Below are 16856 nucleotides of genomic sequence, written 5' to 3'. Positions count from 1 at the left end.
GCGCCATCCCCATTCAAGTTACACCGTTTGTTTATTCGATTGTGCAATAAGCTCCGCGACCAGCCCTGCAGCCGCTTCAGCGGAATATGGCTTGCTCGCTTTCTTCGCCTGCATCCTCATCGTAGCTAAACGAGCCGGTGATTTCAGCAGCATACGCATGGTAGCCAGTAGATCTGCCTCATCCTCGATGTGTATCGCCGCGCCGCAGCTGCGCAAGAAGTTCGCATTATCGATCTCTTGCCCGGGAAGCGGCTTAAAGATCAGCATGGGCAAGCCGACTGCGAGCGCCTCAGAAGATGTAAGTCCCCCGGATTTGGTAAGAAGCAGATCAGAGGCTGCCATCAGCTCCGGTACCCGGTCCGTAAAGCCCGTAACGACGATCGGCAGCTTATGCGCGAATTTCAGCCTTGTCAGCTGAAGTCTGAGTTTGTCATTATGCCCGCAAACAAAGATCATTTGAGCGTTGAGTTCATTGCGAGCCAGAGACAAGCATAACGCTTCCCCAATCTCCTGCCCCATCAAACCATTGCCGCCGCCCATAACAAGGACCGTCGGGCGCGCTGGTTCAAGCCCGATTTCCGCCAAAATAGCTGTTTTATCATAAGCCCCGTTATACTCAGGACGAATCGGAATGCCCGTCACTGAAATTCGCTCCGGTTCAACGCCAACTTTGGACAAGCTATGCGCAACCTCAATGGAGCCCACGACGTAATAGTCCGTCTCCGGATATAACCAATAGCTGTGATCTGTAAAATCCGTAATTACCGTGACCGTCGGAACAGCGTAAAGCCCGTTATCTTTCATAAAAGACATCGCGCCGGCAGCAAGCGGAAAGGTAGATACCACGACTGAAGGCTTGACCGTTTGCAGCATCGTCAGAAATTTCCCAAGTCCCAGTGCCTGCATGAACTTCAAGCTGCTCGTCAACCGATTATGATGACGTGTTTTGCCATAGAAGTAACCGTAGGTCTTGGGAAACGTTTGCACACCATTCAAATAAACATATTTGCTGATCGGATGAACCCTAGGATGAGCCTCCGCCATGTAATCCATGATCTCTACTTTAATTTCAGGATGAAGTGCAGCCAGTGCTCTGCGGAGCGCATGTGCTGCCTGAATATGCCCGGAACCATAATCGCCGGTCAGAATCAGAATCGGTCCTTTCTCCATCAACGTCTCCCCCTCAAGTCGTTTCGAAGGCAAATGGATGCTTTGCACCGAATGAACAAACTACCCCAAATTAATTTGGCTAGTACCACCAATATACGTTATAACTAGCAGGCTGATGCTCTTTTTGACCCAATCTTTACTTTGGTATTTTTGTAAACCTATCTGTCCTCTTCATTCGGTATTCGGCTTCCGATTTCCTTCACGACTTGTAAACGGATTCATCCCGAACTGAAGCTGTTAAAAGAATCGCGTTTCCCCCGGCTGAAACAGCTGAAACTTCTGCCCGCGATACTTACCGAGCAGCGCATCCACAAAACCCGCAATGCCTTCGCTATTATTGGGATAGAGGTCGTAGTGGAGCGGGATAACGACGTTCATCCGCAATTCTGCTGCGAAAGCCGCTGCCTCAAACGCATTCATATTGCCGACAACGCCTAACCGATTACGGAACATATCCCGACCGTTAATTGGCAGCATGCCAATGTCGATCCGATACGGATGCAGCATCTCGATCAACTCTTCTTGCACCACTGTGTCTCCGGCGTGATAGATGGTCAAATCACCCCATTGCAGAATGTATCCTAAATAACGGTCCCAACCGTCCGCATCCACTTCTCGCTCTTCATGCCAAGCGGCAATTGGATGAATGTTAAGCTCTGGTTCAGCTTGCAAAGGTGTACCGTATTTCATAGCGACAAGTCGATCCGGAGCAATTCCGATATCGGCTAATAGGGTCTGGCAAGCAAGCGGTCCTGCAAACTTGCAAGTAGGCGAAGCATCTGCAATGATCGCCAATGTTTCCGGATCAAGATGGTCCTGATGCTCATGAGTGAGGAGAACAAGATCGAGATCGTTCAGGTCAGAAGGATGCACAGGCGGTGCATAGCTGCGTGTCCAATAGCCTGCCGGAAAGTCGGTTAAACGGTCGACAGAGTCCGTTAAATACGGATCAATAGCCACATGAAACCCGTTGCGACGAATGATGACACCGACTTGTCCAATGTACTGGATGGAAGCAGATGCGCTACCTTGTGCTATGTCGTTTGCGGTCGATGGATGATGGATCAATTTGGATAGACCCCCTTTCCAATTTAGCGTATCAGAAAAAGCGCTTTCTCGGAAGCGGGTACGCCGACATGGATGCAACAAAAAAGTGACTGCACCGGTTTTCGCCGGTTCAGCCACTCTTGATGTACAAATTCAGTCAGACTCAACAAAACGCTGAAGGGCTGACATTTTATTCTCCCAGAAGCGTTCATAATAATTGAGCCAATTCTTGAGTTCCTGCAGCGGCTGCGTTTCCAGTCGGTAACGCGTTTCACGTCCGACTTTACGCTCCTTAACAAGGCCGGCCTCTGCAAGAATTCGGAGATGCTTCGATACCGCAGTACGTGTCATCGGAAAATGTCCCGTAATCGCAGTCACCGGCATTTCCCGATCGACCAGCAGCTTCAATACCTCACGCCTTGTTGGATCGGCAATGGCCTGAAACACATCATGCTTCGCTGATGGAAGTGCCATATTAAGCCTCTACATACTTGCCGAGAGCTTGATGGATACCCACCCAGCCACCTTGCATCTGCGTGCGTACGACCGCGTGAGGCATTCCCAATTCGTTGACATAATCGGCTTTCCAACCGGAGTGAATAAGTGTACACTCGGTTTGATTGTCGCCTACAGTTTGAAGTGTGATCGTAAGAACCCAATCCTTGCCCCATGCAAAAGAAATACGGTTCGGCTCGTCCACTTCCTTCACAACGCAAGGCTGCATCCCGAACGGACCGGCATCGATCGTGAATTCTTGCCCGACGACCGCTTGCAAATTGTTTGGCATGAACCAAACCGAAAGACCTTCAGCTGTTGAAATTGCCGCCCACACCTTCTCGATTGGCGCTTTGAAAATCCCTGTTTGAACAATATCCGGCAATGCTTCGTGTGTCTCCATCTACTCATTCTCCTCTTGAAGTAAGATCATTATCCGAATGGCGGAACCGATTCGATACAAGTTCATCTGCTTCCATGCTTTCGCACCTGTTAGCATCAAAAAAGCGAAACCAAATGGTTTCGCTTTAATTATAGAATGGTCATTGTTCTCATGTCAAATCTAGTTGTTTTTCTTCCCTTGTTCATTCTCTACATTGTGATCTTCCCAGCGTCTGGAGTAGGCTTTATTGGTCACCCATATTGTCATCCACGTCACAATGATCGCGATAATTGCAGCTGAAATCCATACTCCTGTCGGAACACCCATTTCCAGTCTCCCCTTTATGTTCTATCCTATACTGCCGATTCTTATCCAAATCATATCATCTACACATGCCTTGCGACGCTCGGATAAATGAACACATTTTGACGAATTCCGAATACGCTGTTGTTCCTTACGATGTCCAGGCAGCACCCGATATACAGATGCCAAATAGTCTCTTTCCCTTGCGAGGACAAGCCTTTGTGTGCATAATGAGAATGGTCGCTTCGCGCATAATTACGGAGCCGGAAAGAAGGAAACCGCACTGTGAAAATTTCGCTATCCTCCAAAATGTCTATTTCTCCCGTGTTCCCCCTGATTGTCGGAATGCTGGCCATCTCGTTTGCACCTATCTTCGTGAGGTACTCCAATGCGCCTGTTTCCGTTCAAGGCATGTACCGGATGCTCTTCACGTTTATCCTTATGCTGCCGTTCGGGATGAAGCAGCTTCCCGGCATGAAGGCGATCTCGCGAAGAGATTGGCTATTGCTCTTGGCAGCGGGCTTCTTCCTCGCCCTCCACTTCCTGCTCTGGATGGCATCGCTGACGTATACCTCTATTGCAAGCTCCACCATTATATTGGCACTCGAGCCTGTGTTCGTCATGGTCGGCGCCTTTCTATTGTTCAAGGATAGACCGCGTAAGTTCGCGGTAATCGGCATGATGGTCGCTTTGATTGGGGCGATTAGCATCGGTTCAGGCGATATCACACTATCTCAACGCGCGTTCTTCGGGGACAGCTTGTCTTTCTTCGGGGCACTAGCCGTTGCCGTAAACATGCTGATCGCCAAACAAATTTTGAAACGTGTCTCTTCGTTCCTCTATAGCTTCATCGTATTTGGCGTCACAACGGCGTGCTTCGCCATCTATAATGTGGCAACCAGCACGCCGATGTCAGGTTACGCAGACCGAGAATGGATTGTATTCCTGCTGCTTGCGATCGTCCCGACCGTCTTTGGTCACATGATCTTTAACTGGCTGCTGAAATACGTGAAGCCGACCACGATTTCCATGTCCGTGCTCGCAGAGCCGGTTGGTGCCAGCTTGCTCGGCATGCTGCTCTTCCGTGAGATGGTCACCGGTTTCCAGCTCATCGGAGGGGCCTTTGTCATCGCCGGACTCATCCTATATATGCGAGCCGAGAAACAAACCCACGCAGTCGACGAAGTCAAGAACGAAGCGCTCAGCGCTTAAATAAGGCCTGCTTTGCCGTCATCCATGTTGACGGAAAGGCAGGCCTTATTTATTGATGTCATCCAAAGCATACCAACTATCTCAAACCCAAACAAAAAGCTGCCTCAACAGCGCATAAATGCACGATTGAGACAGCCTTGTGATTACAATCAACAACTACTCCAAGCCGTGTTCTTCGCGAATACGGTACAAGCCCTGGATAATCGGTTCAGCCGGATCACGATTCAGCAAGTGATGCGCAATCAGCATGTGCAGCGGCAATGCACAAACGTTGTTGCCATCGGAGATGGACGTAAAGCCTGCTTCAAGCACCGCACCATGCTGTTCGTTCAAGTCCAGATCCACGTGAACCTGCTCGTCCGGGAATTCTTCGCGAATGGCCTTCGCGCAGTAAGGCACGATAATGTTGTCGATCAGCGCTTTCGCCTCATCCTCGGATTGCGGAGGCATTGGAAGCAATCGCTCGCCGCCCGCATCCATCAGGTCCAGGAAGAACGACGACATCCAGAGCGCCGGATCTTCATTGTTCTGGAACGTGTGCAGCAGCTCGCGCATGAAGAAGCCGCATGCATACTTGTCTCCGTCTTTCACTTCGATTTTGTATGTGAAGATCGGCCCATACACTTCATGGTTCAATACTTGTCCGTCAACCTGATCTTCTTCGAACTTAAACCGAAGCGCTCTAAGCGCGTTCTCGTGAAGCGCTTGAATCAAACGTTGAACCTCTTCTTCAGGAATACCTGCAGCTTGCTCTTGCGTATCATTTTGATTGGATACATCATTCGTTGTCATTGTCAATTCACCCATCATTCATCATATAATGTTCGTTTCCGAATTGTCTACTCGTAATTTTTCCTATTGCATCCTCTAATTATGAGCGAGGCTCCAATAAATAAGCTAACAGCAGTGCCGCAGTGTTCAGTACTGCATCGCTATGCGTTCGTTCCATACTATGTGAGGCATGTACGCCTGGCCCGATTAAGGCTGCTTTAATATTGCTTCCGCCGCGCAGCGCAGCCGAAGCATCGGAGCCATAATGCGGATAAATATCGATTGCATAGGGGATGTTCTCACGACCGGCAAGCTCGATGAGCTTCGAAGTCATGAGATAATCATACGGTCCCGAAGAATCCTTCGCGCAAATGGACACGTCGCGTTCGGTTGTCGAGAGATCATCGCCGATCGCACCCATATCTACGGCGATCATTTCCGTAATGTCCGCCGGAATATTCGAGCTGCCGTGACCTACTTCTTCATAAGTCGAAATGATGATCTTGACTGTACGAAGCGGAGACTTGCCTTCGCGCTTCAACCATTCCAGCAGACCGAATACGGCGGCTACGCTCGCTTTGTCATCCAAGTGTCGTGACTTAATCAGACCGTTAGGGAAGAATCGCGTGCGCGCATCCCAGCTAATGAAATCACCGGGGGCGATGCCCAGCTTCTGTACATCTTCCTTATTCTTCACAAGTTCGTCGATTCGAATTTCCATGTTGGCTTCATCGCGTTTCAAATCACGAACATCGGAAAACACGTGAACAGATGGTTTCGTCGTCAGCACCGTGCCATCGTACGTGCGGCCATCCCGCGTGTGAATGAGACAGTATTCGCTCTCTACCGTATGCATGGAATAGCCGCCGATTGGTGTAAATCGGAGCGTACCGGACGGTTTAATGGACCTTACCATTGCACCTAATGTATCGACATGGGCTGTAATGGCGATAACCTCGTTATCTTGCGGGTCGGAACCTGGTATCGTAATAATGCCGTTGCCTTTAGGGGTCAGCTCTAGCGCGTAACCCAATTTGGCTGCTTCTTCTTGAATAATGCGCATGATCGTCATGCAAAATCCGCTAGGGCTCGGTGTTGTCAGCAGTAGCTCTAGCAGGCGGTGAATGTAAGCTCGATCGAGCTGAGGATGAAGCGGTTCAGTCATAGCTTGCCAGACACTCCTTTCAAAAGTTAACACTTGTTCTATCATAGCCGATTCGGAGCCAAATGCCTATTGCCACATCCAGAAAATGACCAGAATGGCGGCACCTGCCGCTGCCAGAACCGTGTCACGACCTTTCCAGTGCTCGGTTATGAGCAGCGTCGGCTGCCGCTCTTTGCCAACGCCTCTGCTCTCGAGCGCATCGGAAACCTGTTCACCCAGTCGGAACAAAGCCAGCATGAAAGGGATCGACGTTTCCTTCAGCCGCTTAAGCGATCCCCGCGCAGCGCGTTCCGTTTGTTTCCCTCTTGCCGTTGCGATACGCGCGAAACGCTCCCATTCTGATAATAGAACCGGTATGAATCGAAGGAGCAGCGTAATCGTTAAGATCAACTTCGTCCCCCAAAGCGGTACTTTCCCGATTGCTGAGAATAGTTGTTCCAATGATCTGCGAAGCCGCAGCGGGGTAACCGCTAGCGGCAACCCGAAACCAAGCAGCATCGCAAGCAGCGGCCGAAGAAGGGATTGCAGCGATACGAGCGCTGCGTCCGTGCTCCAGAAGCCGCCTCCTTCCTGCGGTCCGAGTCCGGCGATGAGCGCGACTGAGAACGTGAAGACAGTTAATGCCATAATCGCGCTTCGCCAGCGTCGCAGAGGAATTTTACCGAGATGTATGGCGGCAGCAACGACAAGTGCCATGGCCCCTAGACCAGACCAGGTAGATTGGAATAGGATCGCGGCAGAAATAAGAATATAAGTAAGCCAAACCGATCTGGGATCGAATAAGGATAATGGCGATGGATGTCGGTCCGAATCTCGCAACAAGAACGGCGCTCGGTTGTCACGCACAGTCAACGGCTTGCTTGGCCGAAGTATCTTGACGTTCGACTTCACGATTTGAGCTGCTTCTTGCGCCAATGCGGCAGGCTGCCAAACTTGCTTATGCGGCACACCTAAGCATGCTAATTGATGGGCTACACGCAGCCACGCCGGAATTTCCATGCCGGCATGCTCCAGCCAATGGGGATTGACGAGCAGCTCATCCCTGCTGCAATGCTGCACACTCCCATTCGTGTGCATAATGATTACTGCAGTAGCGAGCTGCAGCGCCCAGTCACTTTCATGTGAGATGAGGAGCACGCCTTTGCCCTCTGCTGCTTGCTGTTTGAGCTGCTCACCTAGCTGCTCATGTCCGGCAGCATCCAGCCCGGCGGTCGGTTCATCAAGCAGCAGCCACGAAGACGGAGGCGCGAATAAACAGGCTAATGCCGTCCGCCTCCGCTCGCCTCCGCTCATAAAGTATGGATCACGATCCAGCCACGTCTCATCCCATCCTACAGCCGTAAGCGCCTCACTCGCTCTGCGTTTGCGCTCTTCGTCATCGAGGTGATAAGGACGCATCACATAGTGCAGCTCTTCGCGGACCGTTCTTGCAAACAATTGTTCTTCCGGCGATTGGCAAGAATAACTATAACAGAGCATCGCTTGAGGATTGCGTACCGCGCTCTTCCGTCCTAAGCGCGAGCGCCGCTCCGTCCACAACGAATTCATGCCATATGAAACCGTGACGCCCTCCGACTTCGTAAGTCCGGCGATCGTTTCCATGAATCTGGTTTTGCCGACGCCATTGGCGCCAATGAGGATCGTGATCGATCCTTGTTCCAGTCGCAATTCCTGCTCTTGAACGACGGCCATCTCATTATGTACCCCTGAAGACACCTGCTTCAAACCGACAATATGTAAGGTCATCGTGGCACCGCCCCGATTCGTGCAAGCGCCTGATTCCATTCTTCCATCGTTTCCGGATAGGGAGGCGCAAGCTTCCCGAGTCTTCCCAGCTCAAGCGCTAAAGCAGATAAGTAGGGTAAACGAAGTCCGCAGATTTGGCATGGCGTCGGACCGAACTCGACATGGTCAGCTGCCCCATACAAGAACTCCCCGCCCTTTCCGTCAAAAACAATGCTGCCATCCATCATAGCCACGATTCGCGCAGCGGATTCAATCTCCTGCAAACGCTGAGTAACCCAGACAATAGCAGTGCCGCGCTGATGAAGCTTCTTCGCTAAATCATGGACCAGTACCATGGATTGCTCATCCAGCATAGATGTCGCTTCATCGAATACGAGTAGCGACGTCTCGCCGGCTGAAGCGGCGGCAACGGCAGCCAGCTGTCTCTGACCGCCGGACAGACGGCTCCAAGGAGCATCCCCTACTGCTGAAAGTCCGGTAAAGGTGAGTATTTCTTCTGTTTGCCGCATAATTTCATGGGGAGGCATGCCGCGCCATTCCAGCGCAAATCGAATTTCCTCACGCGGAGTTTCGGCGAATAGCTGTGCATCCGGCTGCTGCATCACATAAGGCGAAGGCTTATTTCCGGCGAATCCACGGCTCCATGACCCTTGCACGCCTTCAATTGTTAACCCTGCCAGCAACCTTGCCAGCGAGGATTTCCCGCTCCCATTCACTCCGGCTACATTCAACCATTCTCCGGGAGAGAGCGCCAGATTAATTTGGTGTAAACGCGGGCTGCTATCCCCATTATCGAGCAGCCGATCTATAGAAACATCCTTCAAGATCAAACGATCATCGTTAATAGAATGACTCATGAAAATCCCTCTTCCCAAACGGATTAACCCATGTTATGATTTCAATTGTTAACCATTACTCGATAACAAGGTTAACATTAGAGAGGAGCATTTTCAATGGAAACGACTTCAAGTTCCAATTCAAACGCAAACAACTCATCTTCTGCTGTACTCGCTCCTATTTCGGACAGCGGGCAATCCGGAGCGACCTATTGGATTCGAGGTATCGTATTTACGGCCCTATTCGCCGCACTCTTCATCGCTTTTGGTTACGTAAGCATTCCGCTCGGCTTTACAACGGTTCCGATCACACTGCAAACCTTCGCCATCATGTTAGCCGGCGGTCTGCTTGGAGCCCGATTCGGTTTTTGGAGTATCGCCATCGTCGTCATCCTTACCGCGTGCGGTCTACCGCTTCTCCACGGAAACGGCGGCTTAGGCGTAGTATTCGGTGCAACAGGCGGATACATATGGATGTTCCCGCTATCGGCCTTATTAATTGGTCTGGCAAGCGACCGTATCTTCGCACGAACGAAGAAACTTAATCGCAGCCAATATGTGATGCTGTTCATCAGCCTAGTGCTGTTTAGCGTAGTGCTTGCTTATGTCGGCGGCGTGCCTTGGCTTGCCTATAAGGCCAATTACTCGTTCGCCAAAGCGATGGTAAACGGCTGCTATCCATTCTTATTCGGCGACATGGTCAAAGCCATTGCTGCAACTTTCTTGATCGCCATCCTACGTCCGCTTCTTCCGAAACTCCGCTAATGCCGCACGAATAAGCTCTTCCATCAGCCGGCCTGCCGCTTCACCTTCTGTTCAATCAGAACGCGAAGCTCGCGCAGCGTCGGCTTTCTTATGCTCACGACCACATTTCCCTTGTCGATCACAATGCCTTTAATGTGCAGGAGCTCCGGCAGCTCTGACCCTAGCGGAATGACGATATCGTCAAAATACCCCGTAGACAACGTAATCCCGCGCAGCTTCGCTTCATCAACCTTCGCAACCAGATTCGGATTGTTCCACTCCAGCTTGTAGTAGATCACGATCCCAACCGGCAATCGATCCTTCAGCTTCAGGTTTAAATGCGCAACCAAACGCTCCCCCTCCAAAGTAAATCTGGCCCCGGTAATAAGGACACCGGGCTGGTACTCCGGTTTCAGCCGAATCGCCGCTTTACCGATATTATCAATGTCCGCCTCCGAAAGCACGAACGACGTCCTCAGATTCTTAATCATCGTTAACGCCCGTTCCATGAGCGGTACTTCATTGAATTTCAGATCCAATTTCTCTGATGGCTTCACATACATAACCGCACCGACTCCGGAAGCAATAACGAGTACAAGCAGTACGATTAGTGTAATTCCTATTTTCTTAAACACATGTCTTCACTCCGATCTCATTCCTCCTATTATACTCCCCCTTCTGACTACCCTTCTACTGCCGCTTTGAGCATCAAGACAAAAAAATACAAGCCGGTCCCCTTATCAGGAAAACTCGGCTTGTATAAGGAGCAGTTATCGTGGGGATCGGGGCAGACTGCTATTGCAGCACGGCGTTGCGCCATGAGCCATACGCAGTAATATCTTCTGCGCCAATCTCTGCATAGGCTTCGCAAATAAACCCGGGTACTTCGGTTCCATCGCTCAGCTCAACCTTGCCGATGCCAAGCGGTGCTGGAATAGACGCTGTGAAGCCTCCGAAGGAAGCTACCGGCATCTCCCAGATTTCGAGCGTAACGGATGAACCGCCGTGCTTCTGCTTAATCATTCCCGGCTTCGCGGGAGTAGTCGGCAGTTTCACAAGGCGATATTTCGACGCACTTTCGGCCTCTCGAACAAATGTGGCGCCGCAAGCAATCATCTGCTTCTCTAGCGGGAATCCTCGCATATGCAGACCACATACCGCGACCAGTGTCGTTGCCGGAGCTTCAACCGCTACTTGTGGAGCAGATGGTTGAGCATCAACTGCAGGCTCTTCGCCGCTAAACGCGGAGATAAACCGTTTTGCTGTACTGCATATCAGCGATTCATTCTCCGCAGTGGCGAACAAGGTCACGCCGAACGGCAAATCCGTATCCGCTTCTCCGGCCTGAACCGCAACGGCGCACAGATCAAGTAAATTGCAATGATTCGTATAACGTCCCATATCGCTGTTCGTGCTGATCGGATTCGCTCGCACCTCATCGCGCGTCCATGTCCCGCCGCATGTCGGCAAGAACAGAACCGCGTCCTTCAACAGCTGCTTCGCTTCCAGCTTGAAAGCTTGCAGCTTATGCGCAGCTTGGAAAACCGCTGCCGCGGTATAATCCGTCGATGCGCCGGTACGAAGCACCTGCTCCGTTACAGGAAACGCTGTTCCGGGACGGCTTTCGATGAATGGACCCAGATCCGCCCATCGCTCCGCTACCCAAGGTCCGCCGTATAGAATAGCCGCAGCTTCCGCGAACAGGTCGAGCTCTACGTAGACAACAGGCAAGCCCATCGCTTCAATTACATCTACCGACTTCATCCATGCACGCTCATATTGATCCGCGAACGGTCCGTAAAAGGTCGGTGTCTCAGCAGGTAAACATGCAGCGGCCGGAAGCAAATCGCCCGCCGATGGATGCGCAATCGAGCGCGACCACGGGTCTGTTTCTTCCAAGCCGCGGGCAAACAAGTCAACTGCCAGCGCATCGTCAAGGTTATGCGCGAAGACAGTAACGCAGTCCAGGCTCGCACAGGCCGGAACAACACCTTTCGTTGGCCAAGCGCCCAAGCTCGGTTTAAAGCCGACCAAACCATTCAGCGCAGCCGGAACGCGCCCGGAGCCGGCTGTATCCGTACCAAGTGCGAACACGGCTTGCCCGCGCGCTACTGACACTGCAGAGCCGGAGCTGGAACCGCCGCTGATCAGCTCGCTTCGCAGCGCATTTTGCGTTTCCCCATAAGGGCTTCGCGTCCCGACAAGGCCGGTGGCGAACTGATCCAGATTGGTTTTGCCAATGGGGATGGCCCCGGCATTGATGAGTCGCTGTACAACCACTGCGCTGGCTGTAGGTGTATAGCTAAATTCCGCACAAGCGGCTGTTGTCGGTATACCGGCTACATCAATATTGTCTTTGACAGCAAAGGGGATCCCCCAGAGAGGCGAGCTCCCCGGAGTAAGTGTCTTCAACCGCTCCAGATAAGGCTGTATGACCGCCATGGACGGCGGTGTAATCCATATGTTCATCTCCGCATCCGCTTCAGCTCGGCGGATGATCTCCGCAATCACATCAACAGGCTGCAGAAGCTTGGCGGTATATTGTTCTCTGAGCCATTGCAAGGTCAGTTCATTTGGCCATTCGATCGTGGTCATATGCTCAGCGCCTCTCTTTCCCTCTCCTTCACGAGCCCGACAATCAGTTGACCCGTGTGCACTTCATCACCCGGTTTCACGAAGATCGAGGAGACAAACCCGTCGCAGGGTGCGGTTTGGGTAAATTCCATCTTCATGCTCTCCTCGATGATCAGCGTTTCGCCTTTCTTCACCTCTTGACCGGGGGTCACAAGCACCTTCCATACACTTCCCGGCATCGTGCAGCGAACCGCGATCGTACCCTCAGGCAGCTCATCCTCAGGCGATTCTTTACCACCATCCTGCTCCGAAATAAATTCGGCGAGTCCAAGTGCTTTCCAGTTTTCACGCTCCGCTTGAAAGGCTGCTTGCTGCATCGATTGGAATGCTTCCGTGCTCTCCTTGATTTCACCCAGGAATGCCAGGTAATCGCTAAGCTTGAACGTCGTTTCCGTAATATCCGCCTCGAACCTTCCTCGCGTGAAGTCTTCACGAAGACGCAGAAGCTCATCCGCCGTTACAGGGTAGAACTGGATTTGGTCAAAGAAGCGAAGCAGCCACGGTTTACCCGCCTGGAAACTCTCGGTTTGGCGGTTCAAGTTCCACATTTGAATCGTACGGCCTACGAACTGATAGCCGCCCGGACCTTCCATGCCGTATACACACATGTAGGCGCCGCCGATACCGACCGCATTCTCCGGTGTCCATGTACGAGCCGGATTGTATTTGGTAGTGACGAGACGATGGCGCGGATCGATCGGTGTCGCAACCGGCGCACCAAGATAAACATCGCCAAGGCCCAGCACCAGATAATTAGCCTCATGTACGACTTTAAACACTTCATCCAAATCGCCGAGGCCATTAATACGACGAATAAATTCCAAGTTGCTCGGACACCAAGGTGCATCCGGACGTACATTTTGTTGGTATCGCTCAATGGCCAGCTGCGTTGCCGGATCATCCCACGAGAGCGGCAAACGTACAATTCGCGAAGGAACCTCAATCGTTTCAAGCGGCGGCAGGCCGGAATCCAATTCAAGAATGCGTTCAGCCGCTTCTCTCACGTTCGTCTGCTTCGGATCAATATGAACTTGAAGCGAGCGAATGCCCGGCGTCAAATCCTGCACCGGAATCACGCCTGTTTCCCGAATGGCCTGCATTAGCGCATGGACTTGGAAACGAAGCAGCAAGTCCAGCTCCATTTCACCGTACTCCACCAGAATATTCTCATCCCCGCTGCAGCGAATCGTAATCGGGAATCTGCGATTGGCCGATTCTTGCTTCAATAACGGATATTCCGGCTTCTCAGTCAACTCGTAATCAGCTTGCGGTAAGCCAAGCGGTACGAGCTGATCCCAGTCCCCTTGCCCGATCGCTTCCAGATTTCCTTCTTGTTCCTTGCGCAGCCGGTCCGCCTCATCCAGCGACAGCAATTGGAATCGAACGCGGTCACCGGGATGCAGTTGGCCCAGCTTCCAGAATTCCGCGGACGCTGTCGTCACCGGACAGACGAATCCGCCCAAGCTGGGACCGTCCGGCCCAAGCAGAATCGGCATATCCCCCGTCAAATCCAGTGTACCAACCGCATACGCGTTGTCATGGATATTGGATGGATGCAGGCCGGCTTGACCTCCATCCTCCCTTGCCCAATGCGGCGCAGGCCCAATAAGTCTTACGCCCGTCCGCGAGCTGTTAAAATGCACCTCGAAGCTTGTTTCCGCAAGCTCTTTAAGGTAAGTAGGCTGTAAATATTCCGGTGTACAATGCGGCCCGGGAATAACGCCGATCGTCCAAGTGCGACTCATCGTCGGCAGATCCCACTCTTGCAGCTGCACGACTGCTCCAGACGGCGGAACCTGCTGCCCAACGCTCCGATTGACACCAAGCACATCCCCTGCGCGAAGTGCCCGCCCGCCATGTCCGCCGAAATTGCCAAGCGTGAATGTAGCGGAGCTGCCGAGGATGCGCGGCATATCGAACCCGCCGGCAACCAGCAAATAACCTCTCATGCCTGTTTTGGCTTCGCCGTAGCTGAGCACTTGACCTTTGCGAGCATGAATCGGCTGATACAAAGGCACAGCCACCTCATCCAGCACCGCTTCCATATCGGCACCGGTCAAACAAATCCACATCTCATCACGGAACTTATAAGCACCGCCGCGAAGTGTCAGCTCAAGGCCTGCTGCGTCATCCGCATTGCCAAGCAGCTTGTTTCCCATGCGGAACGACAGCGGATCCATCGGACCGCATGGCGGAACGCCGACATCCCAGTACCCTGTTCTACCCGGCCAATCCTGCACGGTCGTTTGAACGCCTCCATCTAGGACTTCAATAGCCAGCTCAGCAGGCTCAAACGTATTCAGTAGTTGGGTGTACACGTTGCCGCTCAAGCAATCTTCATGACTAAGCAGCGCTTTGACATACTGTAAATTCGTCGTGACCCCATAGAGACGCGTCTCATCGATGGCTTGAATCAGCTTCGCAATGGCATCCATCCGATTGTCGCCGTGAACGATGATCTTGGCCAGCATCGGATCGTATAGCGTGGTTACCGTTATGCCGTCACGTACCCAGGACTCAATGCGTGCATGTTCTGTGAATTTCACTTGATCCAGCTTACCGGCGCTCGGACGGAATTGCTGCAGGCAATCCTCTGCATAGATGCGCGCCTGTATGCTATGGCCGACAGCCGGTTTGATCATAGACTCCAGTCCGGTCAGTTCATTCGCGGCTTCACGTACCATCCATTCCACGAGATCAAGGCCAAGCACTTCTTCGGTTACACCATGCTCCACTTGCAGCCGGGTATTCACTTCCAGGAAATAAAAGGCGCATGATTCCGGATCGTACAAATATTCAATCGTTCCCGCACTGCGGTAGCCTACTTCTGCTGCAAGTCGCTTCGAGGAAGCGAACATTTCTTGACGTAAATGCTCTGGCAAATTCGGTGCCGGACTTTCTTCGATCACCTTCTGATTACGACGCTGAATCGAGCAGTCGCGTTCGCCCAAGGTCACGACTTCACCAAAGCCGTTGCCGAAGATTTGAACTTCAACGTGGCGGGCTCTTGCGATATATTTCTCTAGAAAAATGCCGCCGTTCTTAAAGTTCGTCTCCGCCAAGTATCGGACACCGTCGAAAGCAGCAGCAAGCGCACTCTCGTCCGCGCAAACCCGCATGCCGATTCCGCCGCCGCCTGCTGTGCTCTTCAGAATGACGGGATACCCGATCACTTCCGCCTGCGCCAGCGCTTCGTCCAGCTCCGAGATGAGCGACGTTCCGGGCAGCATCGGTACACCTGCGCGCTCCGCGATTTCACGAGCGGAATGTTTCAGACCGAACATCTCCATCTGCTCCGGAGTAGGTCCGATGAATACGATGCCGCGTTCGCGGCAGGCACGTGCGAATGCAGCATTTTCGCTCAAGAAACCATATCCCGGATGAATCGCCTGCGCACCTGTATCGATAGCGGTTTGGAGAATCCGATCCACATCCAGGTAGCTTTCTTTTGCAGGACCCGTTCCGATCAGTACCGCTTCATCTGCGCCATCGACATGAAGGCTGTCTTGATCTGCTTGTGTATAGACGGCAACGGATTGAATGCCTAGCTTGCGAAGCGTGCGCTCGATTCGAACGGCAATTGCACCGCGATTCGCGATGAGAACTTTAGTGAACATGGCCATGGTGTTTCCCTCCCTGAATGACTCTATTTCTCTCTATGGATTCCAGATCAACACCCGAATCGGAGTTGGGTTATAAGCATTACATGGATTGTTTAATTGCGGGCAATTGCTGATTAACACCATCGTGCGGCAGATCGATTCGAGCTCTACATAACAACCGGGTGCAGATACTCCATCCGCAAATCGCAGCCCGCCATCCTCTGACACGGGTACATTCATGAAGAAGTTCACATTAGGGGCCAAATCTCGTTTCGTATAGCCGCCTTCATGTTGGGCCAGCTGCAGCATGAACGTATCGCGGCAGTTGTGCATGTGAAGCTTCTCGTGCGCATAACGCACGGTATTACTCTGAGCGGAACAGGAGCCGCCGACCGTATCATGTCTGCCGCAAGTATCTGCGACGATCTTGAGCAGTTCCTTACCGGATTCGGCACGAAGCACCGAGCCTGTAGTTAAGTAAATGTTTCCTTGCCCCGTAATGGTCGCAACCGCACTATAATGATCTTCCGGATTATCAGCATCGTAGAACAACGTATCCGCCGCTTGGTTCCCTTCCAAATCCACGATCCGCAGGACTTGACCCGGCTGTAGCTCTTTCATCCAGCCATCCCCTGCCAATACAATTTCATCTATAATCGCCGATTCCGGTTGCAGCATGCTTTCGTATCGGTTAAAAGCAGTAGTAGTCATCGTAGTTCCCCCTCAAATGTAGTCATTGCGTATATCCA

General features: G+C 52.1%; 15 protein-coding genes. 2 read left to right on the top strand and 13 right to left on the bottom strand.

The features are described 5' to 3' along the window. Positions 1-18: 18 nt before the first annotated feature. From AC0YNS_RS09275 to AC0YNS_RS09255, 5 genes are all read right to left on the bottom strand, one after another. Positions 19-1170, bottom strand: coding sequence for an MGDG synthase family glycosyltransferase (locus AC0YNS_RS09275; RefSeq protein ID WP_475780700.1), 1152 nt, complete (start codon positions 1168-1170; stop codon positions 19-21). Positions 1171-1407: 237 nt separating this feature from the next. After that, positions 1408-2238 (bottom strand): MBL fold metallo-hydrolase, encoded by an 831-nt coding sequence (locus tag AC0YNS_RS09270; protein WP_475780699.1) that lies wholly within the window; start codon positions 2236-2238, stop codon positions 1408-1410. 132 nt (positions 2239-2370) lie between these two features. After that, entirely contained in the window at positions 2371-2691 is a 321-nt protein-coding gene (locus AC0YNS_RS09265) for an ArsR/SmtB family transcription factor (protein ID WP_475780698.1), read from the bottom strand. Between the two features lies 1 nt (position 2692). Beyond that, positions 2693-3115, bottom strand: coding sequence for an SRPBCC family protein (locus AC0YNS_RS09260; protein WP_475780697.1), 423 nt, complete (start codon positions 3113-3115; stop codon positions 2693-2695). Between the two features lie 159 nt (positions 3116-3274). Further along, complete coding sequence (locus AC0YNS_RS09255) at positions 3275-3421, bottom strand: hypothetical protein (RefSeq protein WP_475780696.1); 147 nt, start codon at positions 3419-3421, stop codon at positions 3275-3277. Between the two features lie 261 nt (positions 3422-3682). Between AC0YNS_RS09255 and AC0YNS_RS09250 the strand changes: the two genes are divergently transcribed. Then, the gene (locus tag AC0YNS_RS09250) at positions 3683-4609 is read left to right on the top strand and encodes a DMT family transporter (RefSeq protein ID WP_475780695.1); all 927 of its coding nucleotides are present in this window, start codon (positions 3683-3685) and stop codon (positions 4607-4609) included. A gap of 156 nt (positions 4610-4765) precedes the next feature. Here AC0YNS_RS09250 and AC0YNS_RS09245 read toward each other — a convergent pair whose 3' ends face one another. From AC0YNS_RS09245 to AC0YNS_RS09230, 4 genes are all read right to left on the bottom strand, one after another. Next, positions 4766-5401: a hypothetical protein gene (locus AC0YNS_RS09245; RefSeq protein WP_475780694.1), complete on the bottom strand. Its 636-nt coding sequence runs from the start codon at positions 5399-5401 to the stop codon at positions 4766-4768. A 79-nt stretch (positions 5402-5480) separates the two neighbouring features. Then, entirely contained in the window at positions 5481-6545 is a 1065-nt protein-coding gene (locus AC0YNS_RS09240) for a M42 family metallopeptidase (RefSeq protein ID WP_475780693.1), read from the bottom strand. A gap of 66 nt (positions 6546-6611) precedes the next feature. Continuing rightward, on the bottom strand, positions 6612-8291 hold the full coding sequence (locus tag AC0YNS_RS09235) for an ATP-binding cassette domain-containing protein (protein WP_475780692.1): 1680 nt from the start codon (positions 8289-8291) through the stop codon (positions 6612-6614). Beyond that, entirely contained in the window at positions 8288-9148 is an 861-nt protein-coding gene (locus tag AC0YNS_RS09230; RefSeq protein ID WP_475780691.1) for an energy-coupling factor ABC transporter ATP-binding protein, read from the bottom strand. Before AC0YNS_RS09230 ends, AC0YNS_RS09235 begins: the two co-directional genes overlap by 4 nt. Before the next feature lie 96 nt (positions 9149-9244). On the opposite strand from AC0YNS_RS09230, the gene AC0YNS_RS09225 reads away from it, so the two are divergent. After that, positions 9245-9892: a biotin transporter BioY gene (locus tag AC0YNS_RS09225; RefSeq protein ID WP_475780690.1), complete on the top strand. Its 648-nt coding sequence runs from the start codon at positions 9245-9247 to the stop codon at positions 9890-9892. 23 nt (positions 9893-9915) lie between these two features. Here the strand turns inward: AC0YNS_RS09225 and AC0YNS_RS09220 are convergent, their stop codons facing one another. From AC0YNS_RS09220 to AC0YNS_RS09205, 4 genes are all read right to left on the bottom strand, one after another. Beyond that, complete coding sequence (locus AC0YNS_RS09220; RefSeq protein ID WP_475780689.1) at positions 9916-10506, bottom strand: hypothetical protein; 591 nt, start codon at positions 10504-10506, stop codon at positions 9916-9918. Positions 10507-10666: 160 nt separating this feature from the next. Beyond that, positions 10667-12466, bottom strand: a complete 1800-nt coding sequence (gene atzF / locus AC0YNS_RS09215) for an allophanate hydrolase (RefSeq protein ID WP_475780688.1) — start codon at positions 12464-12466, stop codon at positions 10667-10669. Further along, positions 12463-16122, bottom strand: coding sequence for an urea carboxylase (gene uca, locus AC0YNS_RS09210; protein WP_475781010.1), 3660 nt, complete (start codon positions 16120-16122; stop codon positions 12463-12465). The genes atzF and uca overlap by 4 nt, the downstream gene beginning before the upstream one ends. Before the next feature lie 39 nt (positions 16123-16161). Continuing rightward, positions 16162-16818, bottom strand: coding sequence for an urea amidolyase associated protein UAAP2 (locus AC0YNS_RS09205; RefSeq protein ID WP_475780687.1), 657 nt, complete (start codon positions 16816-16818; stop codon positions 16162-16164). Positions 16819-16856: the final 38 nt, after the last annotated feature.

The organism is Paenibacillus sp. J22FR21 (genome assembly GCF_056269135.1).
Note: the sequence above shows the minus strand (reverse complement) of the source record. Positions and strands in the feature narration are given on the sequence as shown.